This is a genomic window from Candidatus Oscillochloris fontis (genome assembly GCF_004138135.1).
In the GTDB taxonomy this organism is placed as follows: Bacteria; Chloroflexota; Chloroflexia; order Chloroflexales; family Chloroflexaceae; genus Oscillochloris; species Oscillochloris fontis.
Genome location: NZ_RYFD01000063.1, coordinates 1 through 16,921 on the forward strand (window position 1 = coordinate 1; position 16,921 = coordinate 16,921).

Annotated in this window: 18 protein-coding genes; 17 read left to right on the forward strand and 1 reads right to left on the reverse strand. The window is 57.0% G+C overall.

Annotated elements, in window-relative coordinates:
- From EKD03_RS18875 to EKD03_RS16660, 14 genes are all read left to right on the forward strand, one after another.
- Positions 1–233, forward strand: a 233-nt coding sequence (locus tag EKD03_RS18875) for a hypothetical protein (protein WP_238613563.1), incomplete at its 5' end; no start/stop codon positions are given.
- 83 nt (positions 234–316) lie between these two features.
- Positions 317–1,009 carry an O-methyltransferase gene (locus EKD03_RS16600; RefSeq protein ID WP_129633308.1) on the forward strand — a complete coding sequence of 231 codons (693 nt, stop codon included), beginning with the start codon at positions 317–319 and terminating at the stop codon, positions 1,007–1,009.
- On the forward strand, positions 1,006–1,923 hold the full coding sequence (locus EKD03_RS16605; RefSeq protein WP_129633310.1) for a glycosyltransferase family 2 protein: 918 nt from the start codon (positions 1,006–1,008) through the stop codon (positions 1,921–1,923). The genes EKD03_RS16600 and EKD03_RS16605 overlap by 4 nt, the downstream gene beginning before the upstream one ends.
- Positions 1,924–2,018: 95 nt before the next feature.
- A complete protein-coding gene (gene rfbF / locus EKD03_RS16610) occupies positions 2,019–2,810 on the forward strand; it encodes a glucose-1-phosphate cytidylyltransferase (protein WP_129633312.1) in 792 nt (263 codons plus the stop codon).
- A complete protein-coding gene (locus EKD03_RS16615) occupies positions 2,803–3,804 on the forward strand; it encodes a GDP-mannose 4,6-dehydratase (protein ID WP_129633314.1) in 1,002 nt (333 codons plus the stop codon). The genes rfbF and EKD03_RS16615 overlap by 8 nt, the downstream gene beginning before the upstream one ends.
- Positions 3,801–5,036 carry a class I SAM-dependent methyltransferase gene (locus EKD03_RS16620; protein WP_129633316.1) on the forward strand — a complete coding sequence of 412 codons (1,236 nt, stop codon included), beginning with the start codon at positions 3,801–3,803 and terminating at the stop codon, positions 5,034–5,036. The genes EKD03_RS16615 and EKD03_RS16620 overlap by 4 nt, the downstream gene beginning before the upstream one ends.
- A gap of 4 nt (positions 5,037–5,040) precedes the next feature.
- A complete protein-coding gene (gene rfbC, locus EKD03_RS16625) occupies positions 5,041–5,568 on the forward strand; it encodes a dTDP-4-dehydrorhamnose 3,5-epimerase (protein ID WP_129633318.1) in 528 nt (175 codons plus the stop codon).
- Complete coding sequence (locus tag EKD03_RS16630) at positions 5,565–6,470, forward strand: NAD-dependent epimerase/dehydratase family protein (RefSeq protein ID WP_129633320.1); 906 nt, start codon at positions 5,565–5,567, stop codon at positions 6,468–6,470. The genes rfbC and EKD03_RS16630 overlap by 4 nt, the downstream gene beginning before the upstream one ends.
- A gap of 8 nt (positions 6,471–6,478) precedes the next feature.
- Complete coding sequence (locus EKD03_RS16635) at positions 6,479–7,246, forward strand: cephalosporin hydroxylase family protein (RefSeq protein WP_129633322.1); 768 nt, start codon at positions 6,479–6,481, stop codon at positions 7,244–7,246.
- Positions 7,243–8,766, forward strand: a complete 1,524-nt coding sequence (locus EKD03_RS16640) for a lipopolysaccharide biosynthesis protein (protein WP_129633324.1) — start codon at positions 7,243–7,245, stop codon at positions 8,764–8,766. The genes EKD03_RS16635 and EKD03_RS16640 overlap by 4 nt, the downstream gene beginning before the upstream one ends.
- Positions 8,753–9,784, forward strand: a complete 1,032-nt coding sequence (locus EKD03_RS16645) for a glycosyltransferase family 2 protein (protein ID WP_129633326.1) — start codon at positions 8,753–8,755, stop codon at positions 9,782–9,784. Before EKD03_RS16640 ends, EKD03_RS16645 begins: the two co-directional genes overlap by 14 nt.
- Complete coding sequence (locus EKD03_RS16650) at positions 9,781–11,031, forward strand: glycosyltransferase family 4 protein (RefSeq protein WP_129633328.1); 1,251 nt, start codon at positions 9,781–9,783, stop codon at positions 11,029–11,031. The genes EKD03_RS16645 and EKD03_RS16650 overlap by 4 nt, the downstream gene beginning before the upstream one ends.
- Before the next feature lie 210 nt (positions 11,032–11,241).
- Positions 11,242–11,940 (forward strand): glycosyltransferase family 2 protein, encoded by a 699-nt coding sequence (locus EKD03_RS16655; RefSeq protein WP_129633330.1) that lies wholly within the window; start codon positions 11,242–11,244, stop codon positions 11,938–11,940.
- 19 nt (positions 11,941–11,959) lie between these two features.
- Entirely contained in the window at positions 11,960–13,243 is a 1,284-nt protein-coding gene (locus EKD03_RS16660; protein WP_202976809.1) for a glycosyltransferase, read from the forward strand.
- Positions 13,244–13,248: 5 nt separating this feature from the next.
- Here EKD03_RS16660 and EKD03_RS16665 read toward each other — a convergent pair whose 3' ends face one another.
- Positions 13,249–13,797, reverse strand: coding sequence for a hypothetical protein (locus tag EKD03_RS16665; RefSeq protein ID WP_129633332.1), 549 nt, complete (start codon positions 13,795–13,797; stop codon positions 13,249–13,251).
- A gap of 184 nt (positions 13,798–13,981) precedes the next feature.
- Between EKD03_RS16665 and mobA the strand changes: the two genes are divergently transcribed.
- From mobA to pufM, 3 genes are all read left to right on the forward strand, one after another.
- Positions 13,982–14,647 carry a molybdenum cofactor guanylyltransferase gene (gene mobA, locus EKD03_RS16670; RefSeq protein ID WP_129633334.1) on the forward strand — a complete coding sequence of 222 codons (666 nt, stop codon included), beginning with the start codon at positions 13,982–13,984 and terminating at the stop codon, positions 14,645–14,647.
- A gap of 221 nt (positions 14,648–14,868) precedes the next feature.
- Positions 14,869–15,804 (forward strand): photosynthetic reaction center family protein, encoded by a 936-nt coding sequence (locus EKD03_RS16675; protein ID WP_129633336.1) that lies wholly within the window; start codon positions 14,869–14,871, stop codon positions 15,802–15,804.
- Positions 15,805–15,823: 19 nt separating this feature from the next.
- Positions 15,824–16,744, forward strand: coding sequence for a photosynthetic reaction center subunit M (pufM, locus tag EKD03_RS16680; protein WP_129633338.1), 921 nt, complete (start codon positions 15,824–15,826; stop codon positions 16,742–16,744).
- The last annotated feature ends 177 nt before the right edge of the window (positions 16,745–16,921 follow it).

Genomic DNA, 16,921 nt, shown 5'->3' on the forward strand with positions numbered 1-16,921 from the left:
CTCCGGAATACCCCAGCCATGTGCCCCCCTCTCCTGTGGGCGAAGCCCACGGGAGAGGGGCTGGGGGTGAGGGCCATCCGGCGGCGAACTGTCACGTGCCTACGAACCTTGTCAAAGACGCCAAGGCGCAAAGCCTTGTTAGCGCGAAGAAGTTCTGGGATGCGCCGCATGGCTTCGGCAAGCGTGGCTTCGACAAGCTCAGCCAACGCCAGCGGCGCGGTGGCGGTGGCTGAGCCTGCCGAAGCTGAGCTTGTCGAAGCCACCGCACCGCATTTCAGTTTTTCCAAAGTGCCTTCGCGTGAATAACATAACAGCTATGCTTCGTACCGCCCTGCGCCACCTGCGCTTCCCCACCCTGATGCTGGCCCAACCAGGCCAGCGGCGCTATATTCTGCCCTGGATCGCCTCGCTCATACCGGGGGCGGGGTGGCGCTCCCCACGCCCCTGGTTGGTCTTTGATGCCATCGCCTACCTGAACCGTCTCGATCTGACCAACTGGCGCATCTTTGAATATGGGAGTGGCAGTTCCACCCTCTACTGGCTCCAGCGTGGGGCCACGCTGATCTCAGTCGAACATGATCGCGCTTGGTACCAGATGGTGCGCGCCCATCTTCCCGCCCATGCCCGTATTGAGTACCGGCTGGTGCCGCCAGAGCCACTCATGCCCGCGCTGGCCGATCCCGATCCATCCGATCCACATGCCTACATCTCCTCGCACTATCCCCAGGATGGCAGTTCCTACCAGCGCTACGCCACCCAGATTGATGCCTGTGCCGATGCCAGCCTCGATCTGGTGCTGATTGATGGCCGCGCCCGTCCGGCGTGCCTCATGCACGCCGCCCCAAAAGTGCGCCCTGGTGGTATGCTGATCCTCGACAATTCGGATCGCCCGCGCTACCTGCCTGCGGCCCAGGTATTCCTGCGCGACTACCAGCCGCTTGTGTTGTGCGGGGCGATCCCGTTCTTGGCCGCCTTCTCGCAGACGACGATCAATATCCGTAACCCATGAGTTTCCCGATCCCGATCATCCTGCTCATCTACCGCCGCCCCCACACGCTCGCCCAGGTGATGGCGGTGCTGCGCAATCTCCAACCTAGCCGTCTGCTCATCGTGGCCGATGGGCCGCGCCCAGCGTTCCCTGATGACCCGGCTGCGGTTGCGGCGACCCGCAACGTGGCCGAGGCGCTGGATTGGCCTTGCGAAGTAACCCGCATCTATGCCGAGGCCAACATGGGTCTGCGCAGCCGCGTCGAGAGTGGCATCAGCGCGGCCTTTGAACTGGTCGAACGGGCGATCATTCTGGAGGAAGATTGTGTGCCGGGGCCGAGTTTCTTCCCCTTCTGCGCCGAGTTGCTGGAGCGCTATGCCGATGATCCACGTATCCTGAATATTTCGGGTACCAACTTTGCTCCCCATACGCCTGGGTTGCCCAGCTACCGTTTCTCGATCTACCCGCACTGTTGGGGTTGGGCCACGTGGCGCCGCGCATGGCAGATCTATGACGGCCCCATGCATGCGTGGCCCACGTTGCGCACTACTACTTGGCTCGAAACCTACCTGGGAGATCGGCGGGCCGCCCAGGCATGGCGGCGCACCTTCGACCGCACCGCTGCCGAAGAGATCGACTCGTGGGCCTACCGCTGGCTCTATAGTTGTTGGCGGCAGGCGGGGCTATCCATCACCCCCAGCCGTAACCTCGTGCGCAACATCGGCTTTGGGGATGGTGCGACCCACACTACCGCCGCCGATGGCCCGTTTGCCGCGATGCCGGTGGCCGATCTGGCATGGCCGCTCCAGCATCCCACCCAGGTCTGCGCCGATCCACGGGCGGATCGCGCCCTCCAACGCACTGTCTACCATCCCGATTTGCGCTGGCGCATCGGCTGGTGGCTTACCCGCCAGTGGCGGCGGGTGGGAAGGTAGTGGATCGCCCTAGGTAATATGTTCGTAGAAAGAATAGTGTAGGCTAATAGCCACAATGGTTTTCACATGATGAGAGAACAACGGGGGCAATCTTCATGAAAGTCGTTATTCTCTGTGGTGGTCAAGGTACCCGTCTACGCGAAGAGACCGAATATCGCCCCAAGCCCCTGGTGGATATTGGCGGGCGACCTATTCTCTGGCACATCATGAAACTCTTTGCGCACTATGGGATGCGTGATTTTATCCTCTGTTTAGGCTACCGTGGCAACATGATTAAAGAGTATTTCCTTAATTATGAAGCAATGAATAATGATTTTACGATTCGATTAGGTCAAGAGCAGACTATTACCCATCATCAAACCCACCAAGAACAAGACTTTCGTGTCACTCTTGCCGATACGGGCCTAGATTCAATGACAGGAGCGCGAGTAAAGCGTGTTGAACGCTACATTGACAGTGACCTCTTCTGTGTTACCTATGGTGATGGTGTGAGTGATGTTAATCTTCAAGACCTAATAGCTTTTCATAAACAGCATGGTCGGATTGCTACCGTCACGACTGTCCGCCCAACATCGCGCTTTGGTGTCCTCGATCTTGATATTGAGTCACGAGTACACAGTTTTGCCGAGAAACCCCAGGTAGATGGATGGATTAGTGCGGGTTTCTTTATTTTTGATCGGCGTTTTCTTGAATATTTAAGCCCAGAGACGGGATGTGTCCTTGAACGTACTCCATTAGAGCAACTTGCACGGCAGGGTGAATTGATGGCATACCGTCATGATGGCTTCTTTTATGCGATGGACACGTATCGCGAATATGTCTATCTGAATGAGTTATGGAATAGTGGCCAAGCACCGTGGGCCGTATGGAATAATCCCAATGAGTAGTACACGCAATTCGCTCCAACCATTTTGGCGTGATCGGCCAACGTTTGTCACTGGTGCAACTGGATTAGTCGGGAGTTGGCTTGTCCGGCGACTTCTGGCGGCAGGGGCCGATGTGGTCTGTCTTGTGCGTGACTGGGTACCTCAGTCCGAGTTGGTGCGTTCCGGCGATCTGGGGCGGGTCAAGGTTGTACGCGGTGATGTGCGTGATCAGGCATTGTTGGAACGCGTACTCGGTGAATATGAGATCACGACCGTCATTCACCTTGCGGCCCAAACGATTGTTGGTATTGCCAATCGCAACCCGATCTCGACCTTCGAGACCAATATTCAGGGGACGTGGGCATTGCTTGAGGCGTGCCGACGTACTCCCAGTGTGGCCCAGATTGTGGTTGCCTCTTCGGATAAGGCGTATGGCGATCAAGAGATCTTGCCCTACCATGAATCAACTCCACTACAGGGCCAACACCCCTATGATGTGAGCAAGTCGTGTGCGGATCTGATTGCCGCGACCTATGCTAAGAGTTACCAACTCCCGGTGGTGATTACCCGCTGTGGTAATTTTTATGGTGGTGGTGATCTTAATTGGAACCGCGTCGTACCGGGTACGATCCGTTCCATTCTGCGCGGGGAGCGTCCGATCATTCGCTCGGATGGCAGCTATATCCGCGACTATTTCTATGTCGAAGATGGTGCCCATGTCTACATGACCCTTGCGGAACAGTTGGCTCAGCGCCCCGAACTTAGCGGCGAAGCCTTCAACTTCTCGAATGAGATCCAAGTTACTGTCATAGATCTCGTTCAACGTATCATTCGGATGATGGATTCCGATCTTGTCCCAGATATTCGTAACCAGGCCAGCAACGAGATCCGCCACCAGTACCTCAGCGCTGCTAAGGCGCGGACACTCCTCGGTTGGTCGCCGCTCTATACCCTTGATGCTGGTCTCGCGCAGACAATTGCCTGGTACACGCACTTTTTGGAAACAGTTTCATGAAACCACGTACTCTCACCTGCCGTGCATGCGGTCACCATGATCTGATCACCATCTTGGATTTAGGAATGACCCCGTTAGCGAATGCTCTGTTGCATGCCGATCAGCTTGATCAACCAGAGCCGACCTTTCCGCTGATCTTCGTCTTCTGCCCGCAGTGTACACTAGTTCAGATTACGGAATCGGTTGCCCCTGAAGTCCTCTTCCGTGAGTATGTCTATTTCTCATCCTTCTCGGATGCGATGCTGAAGAGCATGCAGCACCTCGCAGATCGGTTGATCCAAGAGCGCCACCTCGATTCAACCAGTTTGGTGGTTGAAGTCGCAAGTAATGATGGCTACTTGCTCCAGTTCTACCAACAGGCAGGCGTGCCGGTGCTCGGCATTGAACCAGCGACCAATATTGCTCAGGTAGCCGAAGAACGAGGAATCACGACTATCAGTGAATTCTTTGGGGCTGATCTCGCCCGTACCTTGGCGGCACGCGGTTCCTATGCTGATGTCATCCACGCCAATAATGTGTTAGCCCATGTGCCCGATCTCAAAGGGTTTGTGGAGGGTTTCCGCCACATGCTCAAACCCGATGGTATTGTTGTGATCGAGGCTCCCTATGTCAAAGATCTGATCGATCATACCGAGTTTGATACGATCTACCACGAGCATCTCTGCTACTTCTCACTCACCACACTCGATCATCTCTTCACTACGCTGGGGCTACGGATTATTGATGTGGAACGCATTCCTATGCATGGCGGATCGCTGCGGGTCTTTGCAGCGCGTGTCGAGAGTACCCAATCACGGACAGATCGGGTGCGCGATCTGCTCGCCGAAGAGGCGGCATGGGGCGTGGATCAGGCCACCTTCTACACCGATTTCGGTCGTCGGGTAGAAGAGCTACGCCACTCTTTGCTCCAGATGTTGCATGATCTCAAAGCTCAAGGTAAGCGCATTGCGGTCTATGGGGCCTCGGCCAAAGGCAGTACCCTGCTCAACTTCTTTGGGATCGGCCCGGAGATATTAGAATATGTGGTTGATCGTAGTACGGTTAAGCAGGGGCGCTATACGCCCGGTACCCACCTGCTTATTGCGCCACCTGAGCGTTTGCTCGCTGATCGGCCTGACTATGTTCTGCTGCTGACATGGAACTTTGCCGACGAGATCCTTGCCCAACAGGCTGCCTACCGTACACAGGGCGGCAAGTTCATTATCCCGATCCCTGAACCAACGGTCGTTTGAACCAATGATCTTCACCGCAACCAAACTGATGGGTGCCTACATTATTGACCCAGAGCCGATTGGTGATGAGCGGGGTTTCTTTGCCCGTACATGGTGTCGCTACGAATTCCGTGATCGGGGTCTGTGTTCCGATTTTGTGCAGTGCAATATCTCGTCCAATGCACGGCGGGGTACGCTGCGGGGGATGCACTACCAAGCCGACCCGCATCCCGAAATCAAGTTGGTACGCTGTACCCATGGAGCGATCTATGATGTGATCATTGATCTGCGCCCCGCCTCACCCACTCGCTATCAGTGGGTGGGGGTTGAATTAACCGCCAAGAACCACCGTATGCTCTACATTCCGGCTGGGTTTGCACACGGCTTTCAAACCCTTGAAGATGAGAGCGAGGTCTTCTACCAGATGTCGGAGTTCTACTACCCTGAACTGGCGCGTGGGGTGCGTTGGGATGATCCGGCCTTTGGGGTGGTCTGGCCACCTGCCGAACGGATCATCTCGGCGCGGGATGCGGCCTACAAGGATGTGGTATGACACGGGTCATTCTCACCGGCGCGAGTGGCTTTATTGCTCAACACACGCTTGCCCCGCTGCTGGCTCGTGGCTATGAGATCCATGCGCCGGTGCGCCAGATCCCAGCGCAGTCTATTCCAGGGGTAGTGTGGCATCAGGTTGACCTGCTCGATCCGATGGCGGTAACGAACCTGATGGTGCAGGTTCGCCCCCATTCGCTCCTCCACATGGCCTGGTATGTCGCGCACGGTCACTATTGGCGCGCACCTGAAAATCTGGCATGGGTACAGGCGAGCCTGCACCTGATCCAACAATTTTGGGCTGCGGGCGGCCAACGGGTAGTCTGTGCTGGTACCTGCGCCGAGTATGATTGGCGTCATGGCTATTGTGTCGAGCAGGTAACTCCTACTGTGCCCCAATTGCTCTATGGAACGGCAAAGCATGCACTCCAAACGCTGCTCAGTGTGTATGCGACCCAGCAGCAGTTGAGTTTTGCATGGGGGCGCATCTTCTTTCTCTATGGCCCGCATGAGCCACCGGCCCGTTTTGTAGCCTCGATCATCCAGGCATTGCTCAATGGCCAGCCTGCCCCCTGTTCACATGGGCACCAAGTTCGCGATCTGCTCTATGTTCACGATGTGGCTGATGCTTTCGTCACGCTGCTGGCGAGTGATGTGCAGGGGCCAGTGAATATTGGTTCTGGACAACCAATCTCGTTAGGAGAAGTTGCCGAACAGATCGGCCAGATGATCGGGCGTCCCGATCTGATACAGCTAGGGGCACGCCCAACCCCGCTTGATGATCCACCCTTTTTGGTCGCATCGGTGCAGCGCCTGCACCATGAGGTGGGGTGGCAGCCTTCGTACCGTCTGCATCAAGGCGTAGAGGCCACGATTGCTTGGTGGCGCTCACGAGAACGCTAGGAGGAACTATGCGCTTAACCATTGATACCGAGGCAAAAACGCTCGTCGTTGAGGAACATGAATCTGCGTATCAGGTAGATCTCTACTCGAAAACAGCGTTTGAACTTCTCTCGCATCATTGGCTCAAGGTGGGCTGGAACCAGAAGTATCCCTACACCTTTAGTTGGATGGGCCGCCCAATCATCCAGATTCCTGAAGACATGATCCGCATGCAAGAGGTGATCTACCACGTGCAGCCCGATGTGATCGTCGAGACGGGGGTGGCCCATGGAGGTTCACTCATCTTCTACGCGAGTCTGTGTAAGGCCATGGAGCGCGGGCGTATTATTGGGGTGGATATTGAAATTCGTCCCCATAACCGTGTCGCCATCGAGGCGCATGAACTGGCACGTATGATCACCCTGATCGAAGGTAGTTCGGTTGATCCTGCCATCGTGGCGCATGTCCATTCCCTGATCAAGCCCAGCGATAAGGTACTTGTCATCCTCGATTCCAATCATACCTACCAGCATGTCTTGGCGGAACTTGAGGCGTACCACGATCTTGTGACACCGGGATCGTACATTGTCGCAACCGATGGCAGTATGGGCATCCTCCATGATGTACCACGCGGCCAGCCGAGTTGGCTGCATGATAACCCGACTGCTGCCGCGCACACCTTCGCCCAACAGCATCCCAACTTTGTGATTGAACAGCCCGTCTGGCCCTTCAATGAGAGTGATCTCACCAACGTGATCACCCATTGGCCCGATGCCTGGTTACGGCGCATCGCATGATCTCGGTGAGCCGTAACATCCTCGCTAATCTCTTCAGCAAAGGCTGGTCTGCCGTGATGGGCCTAGCCTTTGTGCCGTTCTATATCCTATTGCTGGGGATGGAGGCGTATGGCCTGATTGGGCTTTTTGCGACGCTTCAGGTGATCTTTAGCCTGTTGGATTTGGGGATCACAACGACTCTCAACCGTGAGTTGGCGCGCTATTCTGCTTTGTCAGAGAAGGCCCAGGAGATGCGCAATCTCTTACGGACTTTTGAGATCATCTATTGGGGGTTGGCCATCCTCATCGGCCTGATTATCTACGGTATTGCGCCATTTATTGCCCACGATTGGGTCAATACCAGTTCCTTGGCTCCGGCTATCGTCACCCAATCGATCCGTCTGATGGGCCTCGTCCTGGCGTTTCAGTTTCCCCTAGGGTTTTATGCCGGTGGCCTGCTGGGCCTGCAACACCAAGTACTCAATAGCCTACTGCAAGCAACAGATGCAACGCTGCGCTTTGGTGGTGTCGTGCTCGTACTCTGGCTGATCCAACCCACCCTCCAGGTCTTTTTTGGTTGGCAAGCGCTCGTAAGTATGGTCAGTACGCTGCTCACCGTGACCATACTCTGGCGGATCATGCCTCATGCACCGCGTCGGGCACGTTTTGATGTGGCCCGCTTGCAGGCTGTGTGGCGCTTTGCGGCTGGGATGTTGGGCATCTCGTCTACCGCCATTCTTCTCACCCAGATGGATAAGATTGTGCTGAGTAAGGTCTTACCCCTGGAGCAATTTGGCTACTATAGCCTCGCCGGGGTGTTGGCGAATGGGGTAGCCTTGCTGACAACTCCCGTCTTTAATGCGCTCTTCCCACGCTTCTCGCAACTGGTGGTGATTGGCGATCAAGCCCAACTCCGTGAAACGTATCATCGCAGTTGCCAGATTATGGCGGTGATTATTATTCCCGTGACGGTCATCTTGGCATGTTTTGCGCCGGAGATCCTCTTCCTCTGGACACGCAACCCGACCACGGTGGCACAGACCCATCTCCTTGTCACCCTGCTGGTAACCGGAACGGCACTCAACGGCCTCATGAATCTCCCCTATGCCCTCCAATTAGCCCACGGATGGACGAGCCTGGTCTTCTGGATTAACATCGTCTCCATCCTGATCTTTATGCCACTGATATTTGTTCTGACCTCGTTCTATGGGGCAGTCGGAGCCGCCATCGTCTGGTGTGGTCTAAATGGAATGTATGTGTTGGTTCAGATCCAAATAATGCACCAACGCTTACTTCCTGGTGAACAGTGGCGCTGGTACCGCCAGGATGTCGTGCAACCGTTGGTGGTTGCGTTGGTGGTGGCGGGGCTAGGGCGTTGGTGGTTACCGACAACGTCGAGTATGCTGGTGAATGCCCTGCTGCTTCTGGTGATTGCTACGGCTACATTCTTTGCAACGGCGCTCTCGGTTACTGTACTACGTCAGTGGATGTGGGCACAATTGAAACCTAGATTGGCAGGTTTGCGCCATGGTACTCACTGATCCTCCTACCATTACGACCATTATCCCAACCTATCGCCGCCCGCAGTTGCTGCGACGGGCGATTCAGAGTGTTCTTGCTCAGACCTACCCGCACTTCCAGATTTGGGTCTATGATAATGCCTCCGGTGATGAGACCGCAGATGTGGTGGCTGAGATGGCGGCCCGTGATCCCCGTATTCACTACTATTGCCATCCAACCAATATTGGTTCGATGCCCAATTTTCAGTTTGGTCTGAATCGGGTTGCGACCCCCTTCTTCTCCTTTCTCTCAGATGATGATCTCATCTTGCCAAATTTTTATCAGACGGCACTTGCCGGTTTTCAGGCCCATCCTGCGGCGATCTTTTCTGCAACCAATGTCTTGTGTAGGGATTACCAAGATCGTCTACTCGCAGTTAGTAATCTTCAATCAGGTTTTTATCCCACACCAGAAGGTTTGTTGATGATGTTACGGCGTGAACATCCAACATGGACGGGTATTCTCTTTCGCCGTGAGGTACTAGAGACGGTACACGAGTTTGATCTTGCAACGGGTATTATCTCGGATTTTGATTTTGAATTGCGTATAGCGGCGCACCATGCTTTTGTGTTTAATGAAGAACCGGGTGCGGTCTTCTATATGCATCCTTCATCACTCTCTCAAGTCGAGTTTGCTAACTATCAACGTATTTGGCCCGCATGCGAACATGTTCGTGCTAATATGATGCGTCATGAGCACCTTACCCCTACGGTGCGGGCCGAAGCAGATCGTCTGCTCGATGCGTGGATCTACAGATCGCTGATGTTTATTAGTATTGTGGCGACTCTGCGCTGGCAGTTTGAGGATGCCTTGCGTAGCGTGGATCTGATGACGCGCTATACAACATCTCGTGCGCAAGTGCGGGGTCTCTTTTTGATTATTCGGCTTCTGCAAGCCTTTCCGCTGCTCATCTTCCCACTACGCTGGAAGTATGAGACATTGCGCATCATCCGTCGCTTTTTGTTACACATTCGTTTAGCGCTACGTGGCATCGGGTGATCGCTTCCCGACGCATCCTCCACCTCAGTTTCTCCGACACCTACGACGGGGCTGGCCGCGCTGCCTACCGCCTCCACACTGGCCTCCAGGCCCACGGCTATGACTCGCACATGCTCGTGCAGCACCGCCACCTGCACGATCCCAGCGTCCATGCCGCGCCACGCGGGCGATTACGGCGCTACCTGCCCACCTACCTCGATCATCTGCCCCTGCTCGTCTACCCGCAGCGCCAGATCTTCGCCGGCTGGAGTGTCGGTTGGCGCATGAACCGCCTACCCCGGCTGGTGGCTGCGTACAACCCCGACATCATCCACCTGCATTGGGTGGGCAATGGCTACCTGCCCATCCGCGCCCTCGCCGCCTTCGGTCGCCCGCTGGTCTGGACGCTGCACGACATGGGGCCGTTCACGGGCGGCTGCCACTATGATGCCGGGTGCGGGCGTTATGCGCAGGGCTGTGGGGCATGCCCGCAACTCGGCTCGTGCCACCCGCACGATCTGAGTGCGTGGTCTGTGCAGCAGAAGCGGGCAGCCTGGGCCGATCTGCCGCTGACCCTAGTTGCACCCAGCCAGTGGATGGCCGCGTGCGCCCGTTGCAGCCCGATCCTGGCCCAACACCGCTGCGAGGTCATCCCCAATGGCCTCGATCTGCATCGCTTCCACCCGCAACCCAAGGCGGCGGCGCGGGCTGCCCTGGGCTTGCCCCTGGATCGCGATCTGCTCCTCTTTGGGGCTAACAATAGCCTCGCCGACCCACGTAAAGGCGCGGCCCAGCTTGAAGCTGCGCTGCACCAGGCCGGGGCAGATGGGCACCTCCGCCATTCCAGCGCCGTCATCTTTGGGGCTGTGGCCCCCGCGACGTTCGCCGGTCTGCCCACCCACTCTATGGGCTACCTCAACGACGAGGTGCGTCTCGCACAACTCTACGCCGCCGCCGATCTCTTCATCGCGCCCTCGGTGCAGGACAACTTCCCCAACATGGTACTCGAAGCCCTCGCCTGCGGCACCCCCGTCGTCGCCTTTGCCGTCGGTGGCCTCCCCGACATGATCCAGCACCAGCAGAGTGGCTACCTCGCCCAACCCGGCAACCCCCGCAATCTGGCCAACGGTATTGCTTGGGTACTCGCCCACCGCGAACACCTGACACCCACGGCACGTACCTTTGACCTTGCAGCAACAATACACCAACATAGTAAACTCTATCAGAACCTCAGTGACGTAACTGTTCACGCTTCTCCTAGCCTCTAGGTTTTGACGCAAAGACGCCAAGGCGCAAAGCCTGCAAGATATACCCCAATCAAACCCTTTGCGTCTCTGCGCCTTTGCGTCAACACGGGATTTCTTTTACCCCAGGTGTGAATAGTTACTCAGTGACCCACAATTGACTCCACCCTACCCCTCTGCTACAATCCTGCGGCGTCTCTTGAATCTATACTATGAACCTACCCTCTAAAACCTATGATGACAGATCGCCCGCTCATTTCGGTGATCATGCCCTGCTACAACGAAGAAGCGACCCTGCCGATCATTCTTGAAAAAGTCAAAGCCGTTAATCTCGACAAAGAGATTATTGCGGTGGATGATCACTCCTCCGACAATACCCTCCAACTCCTTCAGGCTGAGGCGGCCCGTAACCCACGCTTCAAGGTGGTGAGCCACCCAACTAATCGTGGTAAGGGTGCGGCGGTGCGCAGTGGCATTGCCCATGCACGCGGCCAGATTACCATCATCCAGGATGCCGATTTGGAGTATGATCCTAATGACTACTATGATCTTGTCCAACCCATCGTGGATGGACGCATCAATGTGGTCTTTGGCAGCCGTTTTGCAGGCCGCCACACCGGCATGTACTTCTGGAACGCAATTGGCAACAAGGCACTCACCTTCCTGACCAACTTTCTCTTCAACTGCTGGATCTCGGATATGGAGACATGCTACAAAGTCATGCGCACCGATATTATCCGCAGCCTAAACTTGGAGAGTAACGATTTCCGACTCGAACCGGAGATCACCGCCAAGGTACTGAAACAGGGGCACCGTATCTACGAGGTGCCGGTGAGCTACCTGGGGCGCACCTATGAAGAGGGCAAGAAGATGAAGTCGAGCCAGGGCTTCTACGCCATTCTCGCGCTCTTGAAGTATCGGTTGCTACCCTAAAACAATAAGGAATCTCCCTTTGCGCATCGCAATGCTCAGTGTCCACAGCAGCCCACTCGCCCGCCTAGGTGGCAAAGAGGCGGGCGGGATGAACGTCTATGTGCGCGAGTTGGCACGTGAGTTGGGGCGGCGCGGCGTGCCGGTGGACATCTTCACCCGTAGCCAGGATCGCCACGTTCCCATGGTGGAACCGCTGGCGTGTGGGGTGCGGGTGATCAATCTGCACACCGGCCCTGCCGCGCCCTACGCGAAGGATTGGGTGCTCACCTACCTGCCCGAATTTGTCAGCCGGGTGCGCTGTTTTGCCGAAGGTGAAGATCTCTCCTACGATCTCATCCATAGCCACTACTGGCTTTCGGGCGAGGCCGCGCTGCGTCTGCGGCGCAGTTGGGGCGTGCCGGTGCTGCACATGTTCCACACCTTAGGTGCGATGAAGAATAGTATCGCCCGTAGCCAGGAAGAGACCGAGACCAGCCAGCGCATCGCCATCGAGCGTAAGCTCATGCACGAAGCGGACGCGGTGGTGGCCGCGACCAGCCTCGACCGTGCCCAGATGGTCTGGAACTATGCAGCAGAGCCGGAGCAGATTCGGATCGTGCCGTGTGGGGTTGATCTGCACCACTTCCAGCCCCAGGCCCAGATCGAGGCGCGGGCGCGGCTTGGCTTGCCCCGTGATGAAGATCTGCTGCTCTGTGTGGGGCGTATGGAGCCACTCAAGGGCATGGATGCCCTGATCCGGGCGCTGGCCCTTCTCGCGCAGCAGGAGCCGACTCGGCGCACCACACGGCGTGTGCTGCTGGTGGGTGGCGAAACCGAGGATCAGTCAGCGGCATGGAACAGTGAACAGCGCCGCCTCGACGCGCTTCGCCACCAGTTAGGCATCGCCGACCGTGTCACCTTCCTCGGTGCCCAACCCCAGGAGCTACTACCCGACTACTTCGCCGCCGCTGATGTGGTGGTAGTCCCCTCCCACTACGAGTCGTTCGGTATGGCCGCTCTCGAAGCGCTCGCCTGTGGTTCGGTCGTCATCGCTTCGAACGTAGGTGGTTTGGCCTTGACCATTGAAGATGGCCGTAGCGGGTTGCTCTTCCCCGCCGATGACCATGTCGCCCTCGCCACCCAGATCAGCCGGGTCTTCGGCGATGCAGATCTGGCCAGCGCCCTGCGCACCGGGGCACGCCAGCGCGCCAGCGAGTATGGCTGGCCGAGTATTGCGCGCCGCATCAACACGATCTACCACGAGTTGGTGGAAGATAACGCCGCCACTCGCGCAGCACAACGCCGATTAGCGCAGGTGTCGTGAGGCTGTTAGTGGGTGTGCAACATCGTCGTTCGCCACACCCCTGCCGTCTGCGGCTCCATCTCCCACACGCTCACATACGCCTCAATCGTCTCATCACCAAACGCATGTGCGACCGAGATCCGGTGGTGGCCATCGAGCACATAGTAGGCGTTACCGGCCCGAATCAACTCAACTGGCGGCAACGAGTGCCCCTCGCTGCGCAGCGCAGCCAAGCTCACCCAGCGTTCGCGGATATGTTCGTGGAGCGGGGCGAAGTGGCGGTCAAAATCGTGACTGCGCCCCTCGCTACCAATAATCTGATGCAGCCGGATGGATTGTACCCCCGGCAGATTGCTACTCGCCATCGAGGTGATTGGTTGATCCTCCAGCGTAGCCAGTGCCGAACTCCGGCGGCAGAGCGCATCGAAGAAGCGCGCCAACCAACTTTGACGTAATGCCTGATCAAAGAGGCGCTGCGCAATCAGGCGGGATTGGATCTGCCATGCCTGCCGACAGGTGTGGCTCTCCTGCTGGGGATGATCACGATCTTGGAAATAGGGGTGTTGGGGTTGCATGGGAGATCCTTCGGCGGCATTGCGATAAGGCGACATTGCCTATGCTACTAGCCTAGCATCATCCCAACGATGGAGCATCAGGAGAAAGACGCTGCTTCTTCTCAGCCTTTAGACTGAGAACATATCGGTCGAAAGGCTGAGTTTCTTCTGAACCGAGCTTCCCGGAAGCTCTCTGGAGACTCGAATGACCAATCTTAGTGGCATCATCGTTGCCGGGGGCAGATCGCGGCGCATGGGCTGGGACAAGCGGCGGGCGCGGTTGTGGGGGCCAGCGGGGCCAACGCTGCTAGAACATACCGTTGCCCTGCTGACCCCTCTCTGTCACGAAGTGATCGTGGTCTTGAACGACCCCCAGGCGTGGCCGGGATTAGCGGCGCGGTGCGTGGAAGACTACTACCCTGGAACTGGCGTCTTGGGCGGCCTCTACACCGGCTTGCGCAGCGCTACCTGCCCAACCGCCCTTGTGGTCGCCGCAGACATGCCCATGCTCAACCCGGCGTTGCTCCAGGCCATGATCACCACCTGCTTTGAAGGTGATATCCTGATACCAGTAGCGCGTAGCGACACCAACCGCAGCGGTTACGAACCTCTGCACGCGATCTACCGTACCCAATGCCTGCCCCATATCCAGGCTGCGCTCACGGCAGGGTCTTATGCAATCCACGATCTGCTCGCCCAACTCCACCTGAGCATCTTCCCTGCGGCGCAGATGGACAGCTACGATCCCCACGGTTATGCACTACGCAATCTCAACACCCCCGATGATCTCGCTATGGCCGAGCCATTGATTACCAATCCCTCTAGCTCAGCCTTGCCTATATGCAAGAGTAATCCAGATCAGGATGAATGAGCATTTGTGGGCCGTAACAATGATTTGACGCATCACAGTGCAAAATCCGTATGATACAACCTCGCTTGACAAGGCCATACCCAAGTATTATACTTTGGCTCAACACTCAGATTTTTGTTTATGTTGAAAGCATGCGCTTGGTGAGGAGCACCACAGGGTCACCTGGGAAGCTCCCCATGCCTAGGGCCCCCACGCCGTGAGCGTCTGGAAAGGGAACCACAATGAGTGGAAAAGCACCAAAGGATCCGCGCTTTCCGGATCTCTCCTACGCCGTACTCCCCGGAGCACGGTCTACGCGAGTATCCGGAGGACGGACGATTGAGGAGCTCGAGCCGGAGTACAAGATCAAAGGGCGAACAACATTTAGTGCGCTTTTCAAGTACGACCCGTTCGACTTCTGGGTCGGCCCATTCTATGTGGGCTTCTGGGGGTTCATTACGGTCTTGGCGATCATCTTTGGTACCTTCTTCTATGTAGATGCCGTGATTATCAAGGGACCGTACTCGTTGCCACAGAACTTCTTCGCTGGGCGTATTGATCCACCCCCAGCCGAGTTGGGTCTGAACATGGCCACGCCGGGACAGCCAGGTTTTGTTTGGCAGATGACGGTCTTCTTCGCTACGTTGGCCTTCTTCAGTTGGATGATGCGCCAGGTTGACATCAGCATGAAGCTCGACATGGGCTACCATGTGGCGGTCGCCTATGGTGTTGTCGTCTCGGCCTGGATCACGCTCCAGATCCTGCGTCCGATAGCAATGGGTCAGTGGCACGAGGGCTTCGTGCTAGGGGTCATGCCGCACTTGGACTGGGTCTCCAACTTCGGTTATCGCTACAAGAACTTCTTCTACAACCCATTCCACGCCATCGGCATTACGGGTCTCTTCACCTCGACCTTCCTGCTGGGTGCGCACGGTTCGCTGGTGCTGAGTGCCTCGCAGTACCGTGGTTCAGAGGGGAGCGATATCGAGGATACCTTCTTCCGCGACGTGCAGTTCTACTCCGTCGGCGAGGCGGGCATCCATCGGCTTGGCTTCATCGTCGCCTGTGGCGGCGTGCTCTCGGCCAACATGTGCATCCTGCTCTCCGGCTGGGTCGTGCAGGACTGGGTGAGCTTCTGGAACTTCTGGACCACTCTGCCCTTCTGGAGCGGCGTGTAGTACATTAAGGGGAGCGATTATGGCAACGATGACACAGCCCTCCGGCGATCTGAAGCTTGGTCCCGACCGTGATGGTCGGATCGGCAAGCCCATCTCTTTGCCGGTGCTGGAGAACCTTGGCTTTGACAGCCAGTTCGGCCCCTTCTACATGGGCTTCTGGAATATGGCTGCCTACCTCTTCGGCCTGATGGCTGCCTTTATCTGGACGATGGTGATGTTTGCCCAGGTTGCTTGGAACCCGGTCGCCTTCGTCAAGTATTTTGTCGTCCTTCAGGTTGATCCGCCGCCAGCGTCGTATGGCCTCTCCTTCCCACCACTTGAGCAGGGTGGTTGGTGGCTGGCCGCTACCTTCTTTATGACCTTGGCGGTGCTTGCGTGGTTCATGCACGTCTATACCCGCGCCCGCACGCTGGGCATCAAGCCCTACTTGGCCTATGGCTTCAGTGGTGCGGTTATCCTCTACCTCGTGATCTACATCATCCGCCCCATGTGGATGGGTGACTGGTCCGAAGCTCCGTCGCACGGCGTCAAGGCGCTGCTCGACTGGACCAACAACGTGAGTGTGCGCTACGGGAATTTCTACTACAATCCGTTCCACATGCTCTCGATCTTCTTCCTGCTTGGTTCAACGGTGCTGCTGGCGATGCACGCCGGGACGATCTGGGCGCTGGAGAAGTATGGGGCGCACGAGGAGTGGGCTGAGTTGCAGGCTCCTGGCACTGGTACCGAGCGTGCGCAGTTGCTGTGGCGCTGGTGCATCGGCTTCAATGCCAATGCCTATAGCATCCATCTGTGGGCCTTCTGGTTTGCGTGGTTGTGTGGTGTGACGGGCGCGATTGGGATCTTTATCAGTCAGCCCGCCTTCGTGGATAACTGGTATCGCTGGGGGATCGAGGCTGGTATCAACTTCCCCGATTTGCCCCCTGCTCCGTTGCAGTAGGGTACTATTCGCACACCAAGAGCGGCGGCAGAGAAATCTGCCGCCGCTCTTGGTGTGTATACCATTTGGGACGTAGCCCCAAGGGGTAGTAGCGACGCAATACCTTGCGTCGCTACCTTGCGTCGCTACCTTGCGTCGCTACCTTGCGTCGCTACCTTGCGTCGCTACCTTGCGTCG

What these genes read in the sequence shown, in the direction of transcription:
- rfbC (WP_129633318.1), top strand. Translation starts at nt 5,041, where the DNA reads ATGATCTTCACCGCAACCAAACTGATGGGTGCCTACATTATTGACCCA.
- EKD03_RS16675 (WP_129633336.1), top strand. Translation starts at nt 14,869, where the DNA reads ATGAGTGGAAAAGCACCAAAGGATCCGCGCTTTCCGGATCTCTCCTAC.
- rfbF (WP_129633312.1), top strand. Translation starts at nt 2,019, where the DNA reads ATGAAAGTCGTTATTCTCTGTGGTGGTCAAGGTACCCGTCTACGCGAA.
- pufM (WP_129633338.1), top strand. Translation starts at nt 15,824, where the DNA reads ATGGCAACGATGACACAGCCCTCCGGCGATCTGAAGCTTGGTCCCGAC.
- EKD03_RS16665 (WP_129633332.1), bottom strand. Translation starts at nt 13,797, where the DNA reads ATGCAACCCCAACACCCCTATTTCCAAGATCGTGATCATCCCCAGCAG.
- EKD03_RS16605 (WP_129633310.1), top strand. Translation starts at nt 1,006, where the DNA reads ATGAGTTTCCCGATCCCGATCATCCTGCTCATCTACCGCCGCCCCCAC.
- EKD03_RS16600 (WP_129633308.1), top strand. Translation starts at nt 317, where the DNA reads ATGCTTCGTACCGCCCTGCGCCACCTGCGCTTCCCCACCCTGATGCTG.
- EKD03_RS16635 (WP_129633322.1), top strand. Translation starts at nt 6,479, where the DNA reads ATGCGCTTAACCATTGATACCGAGGCAAAAACGCTCGTCGTTGAGGAA.
- EKD03_RS16620 (WP_129633316.1), top strand. Translation starts at nt 3,801, where the DNA reads ATGAAACCACGTACTCTCACCTGCCGTGCATGCGGTCACCATGATCTG.
- EKD03_RS16645 (WP_129633326.1), top strand. Translation starts at nt 8,753, where the DNA reads ATGGTACTCACTGATCCTCCTACCATTACGACCATTATCCCAACCTAT.
- EKD03_RS16640 (WP_129633324.1), top strand. Translation starts at nt 7,243, where the DNA reads ATGATCTCGGTGAGCCGTAACATCCTCGCTAATCTCTTCAGCAAAGGC.
- EKD03_RS16630 (WP_129633320.1), top strand. Translation starts at nt 5,565, where the DNA reads ATGACACGGGTCATTCTCACCGGCGCGAGTGGCTTTATTGCTCAACAC.
- EKD03_RS16655 (WP_129633330.1), top strand. Translation starts at nt 11,242, where the DNA reads ATGATGACAGATCGCCCGCTCATTTCGGTGATCATGCCCTGCTACAAC.
- EKD03_RS16615 (WP_129633314.1), top strand. Translation starts at nt 2,803, where the DNA reads ATGAGTAGTACACGCAATTCGCTCCAACCATTTTGGCGTGATCGGCCA.
- mobA (WP_129633334.1), top strand. Translation starts at nt 13,982, where the DNA reads ATGACCAATCTTAGTGGCATCATCGTTGCCGGGGGCAGATCGCGGCGC.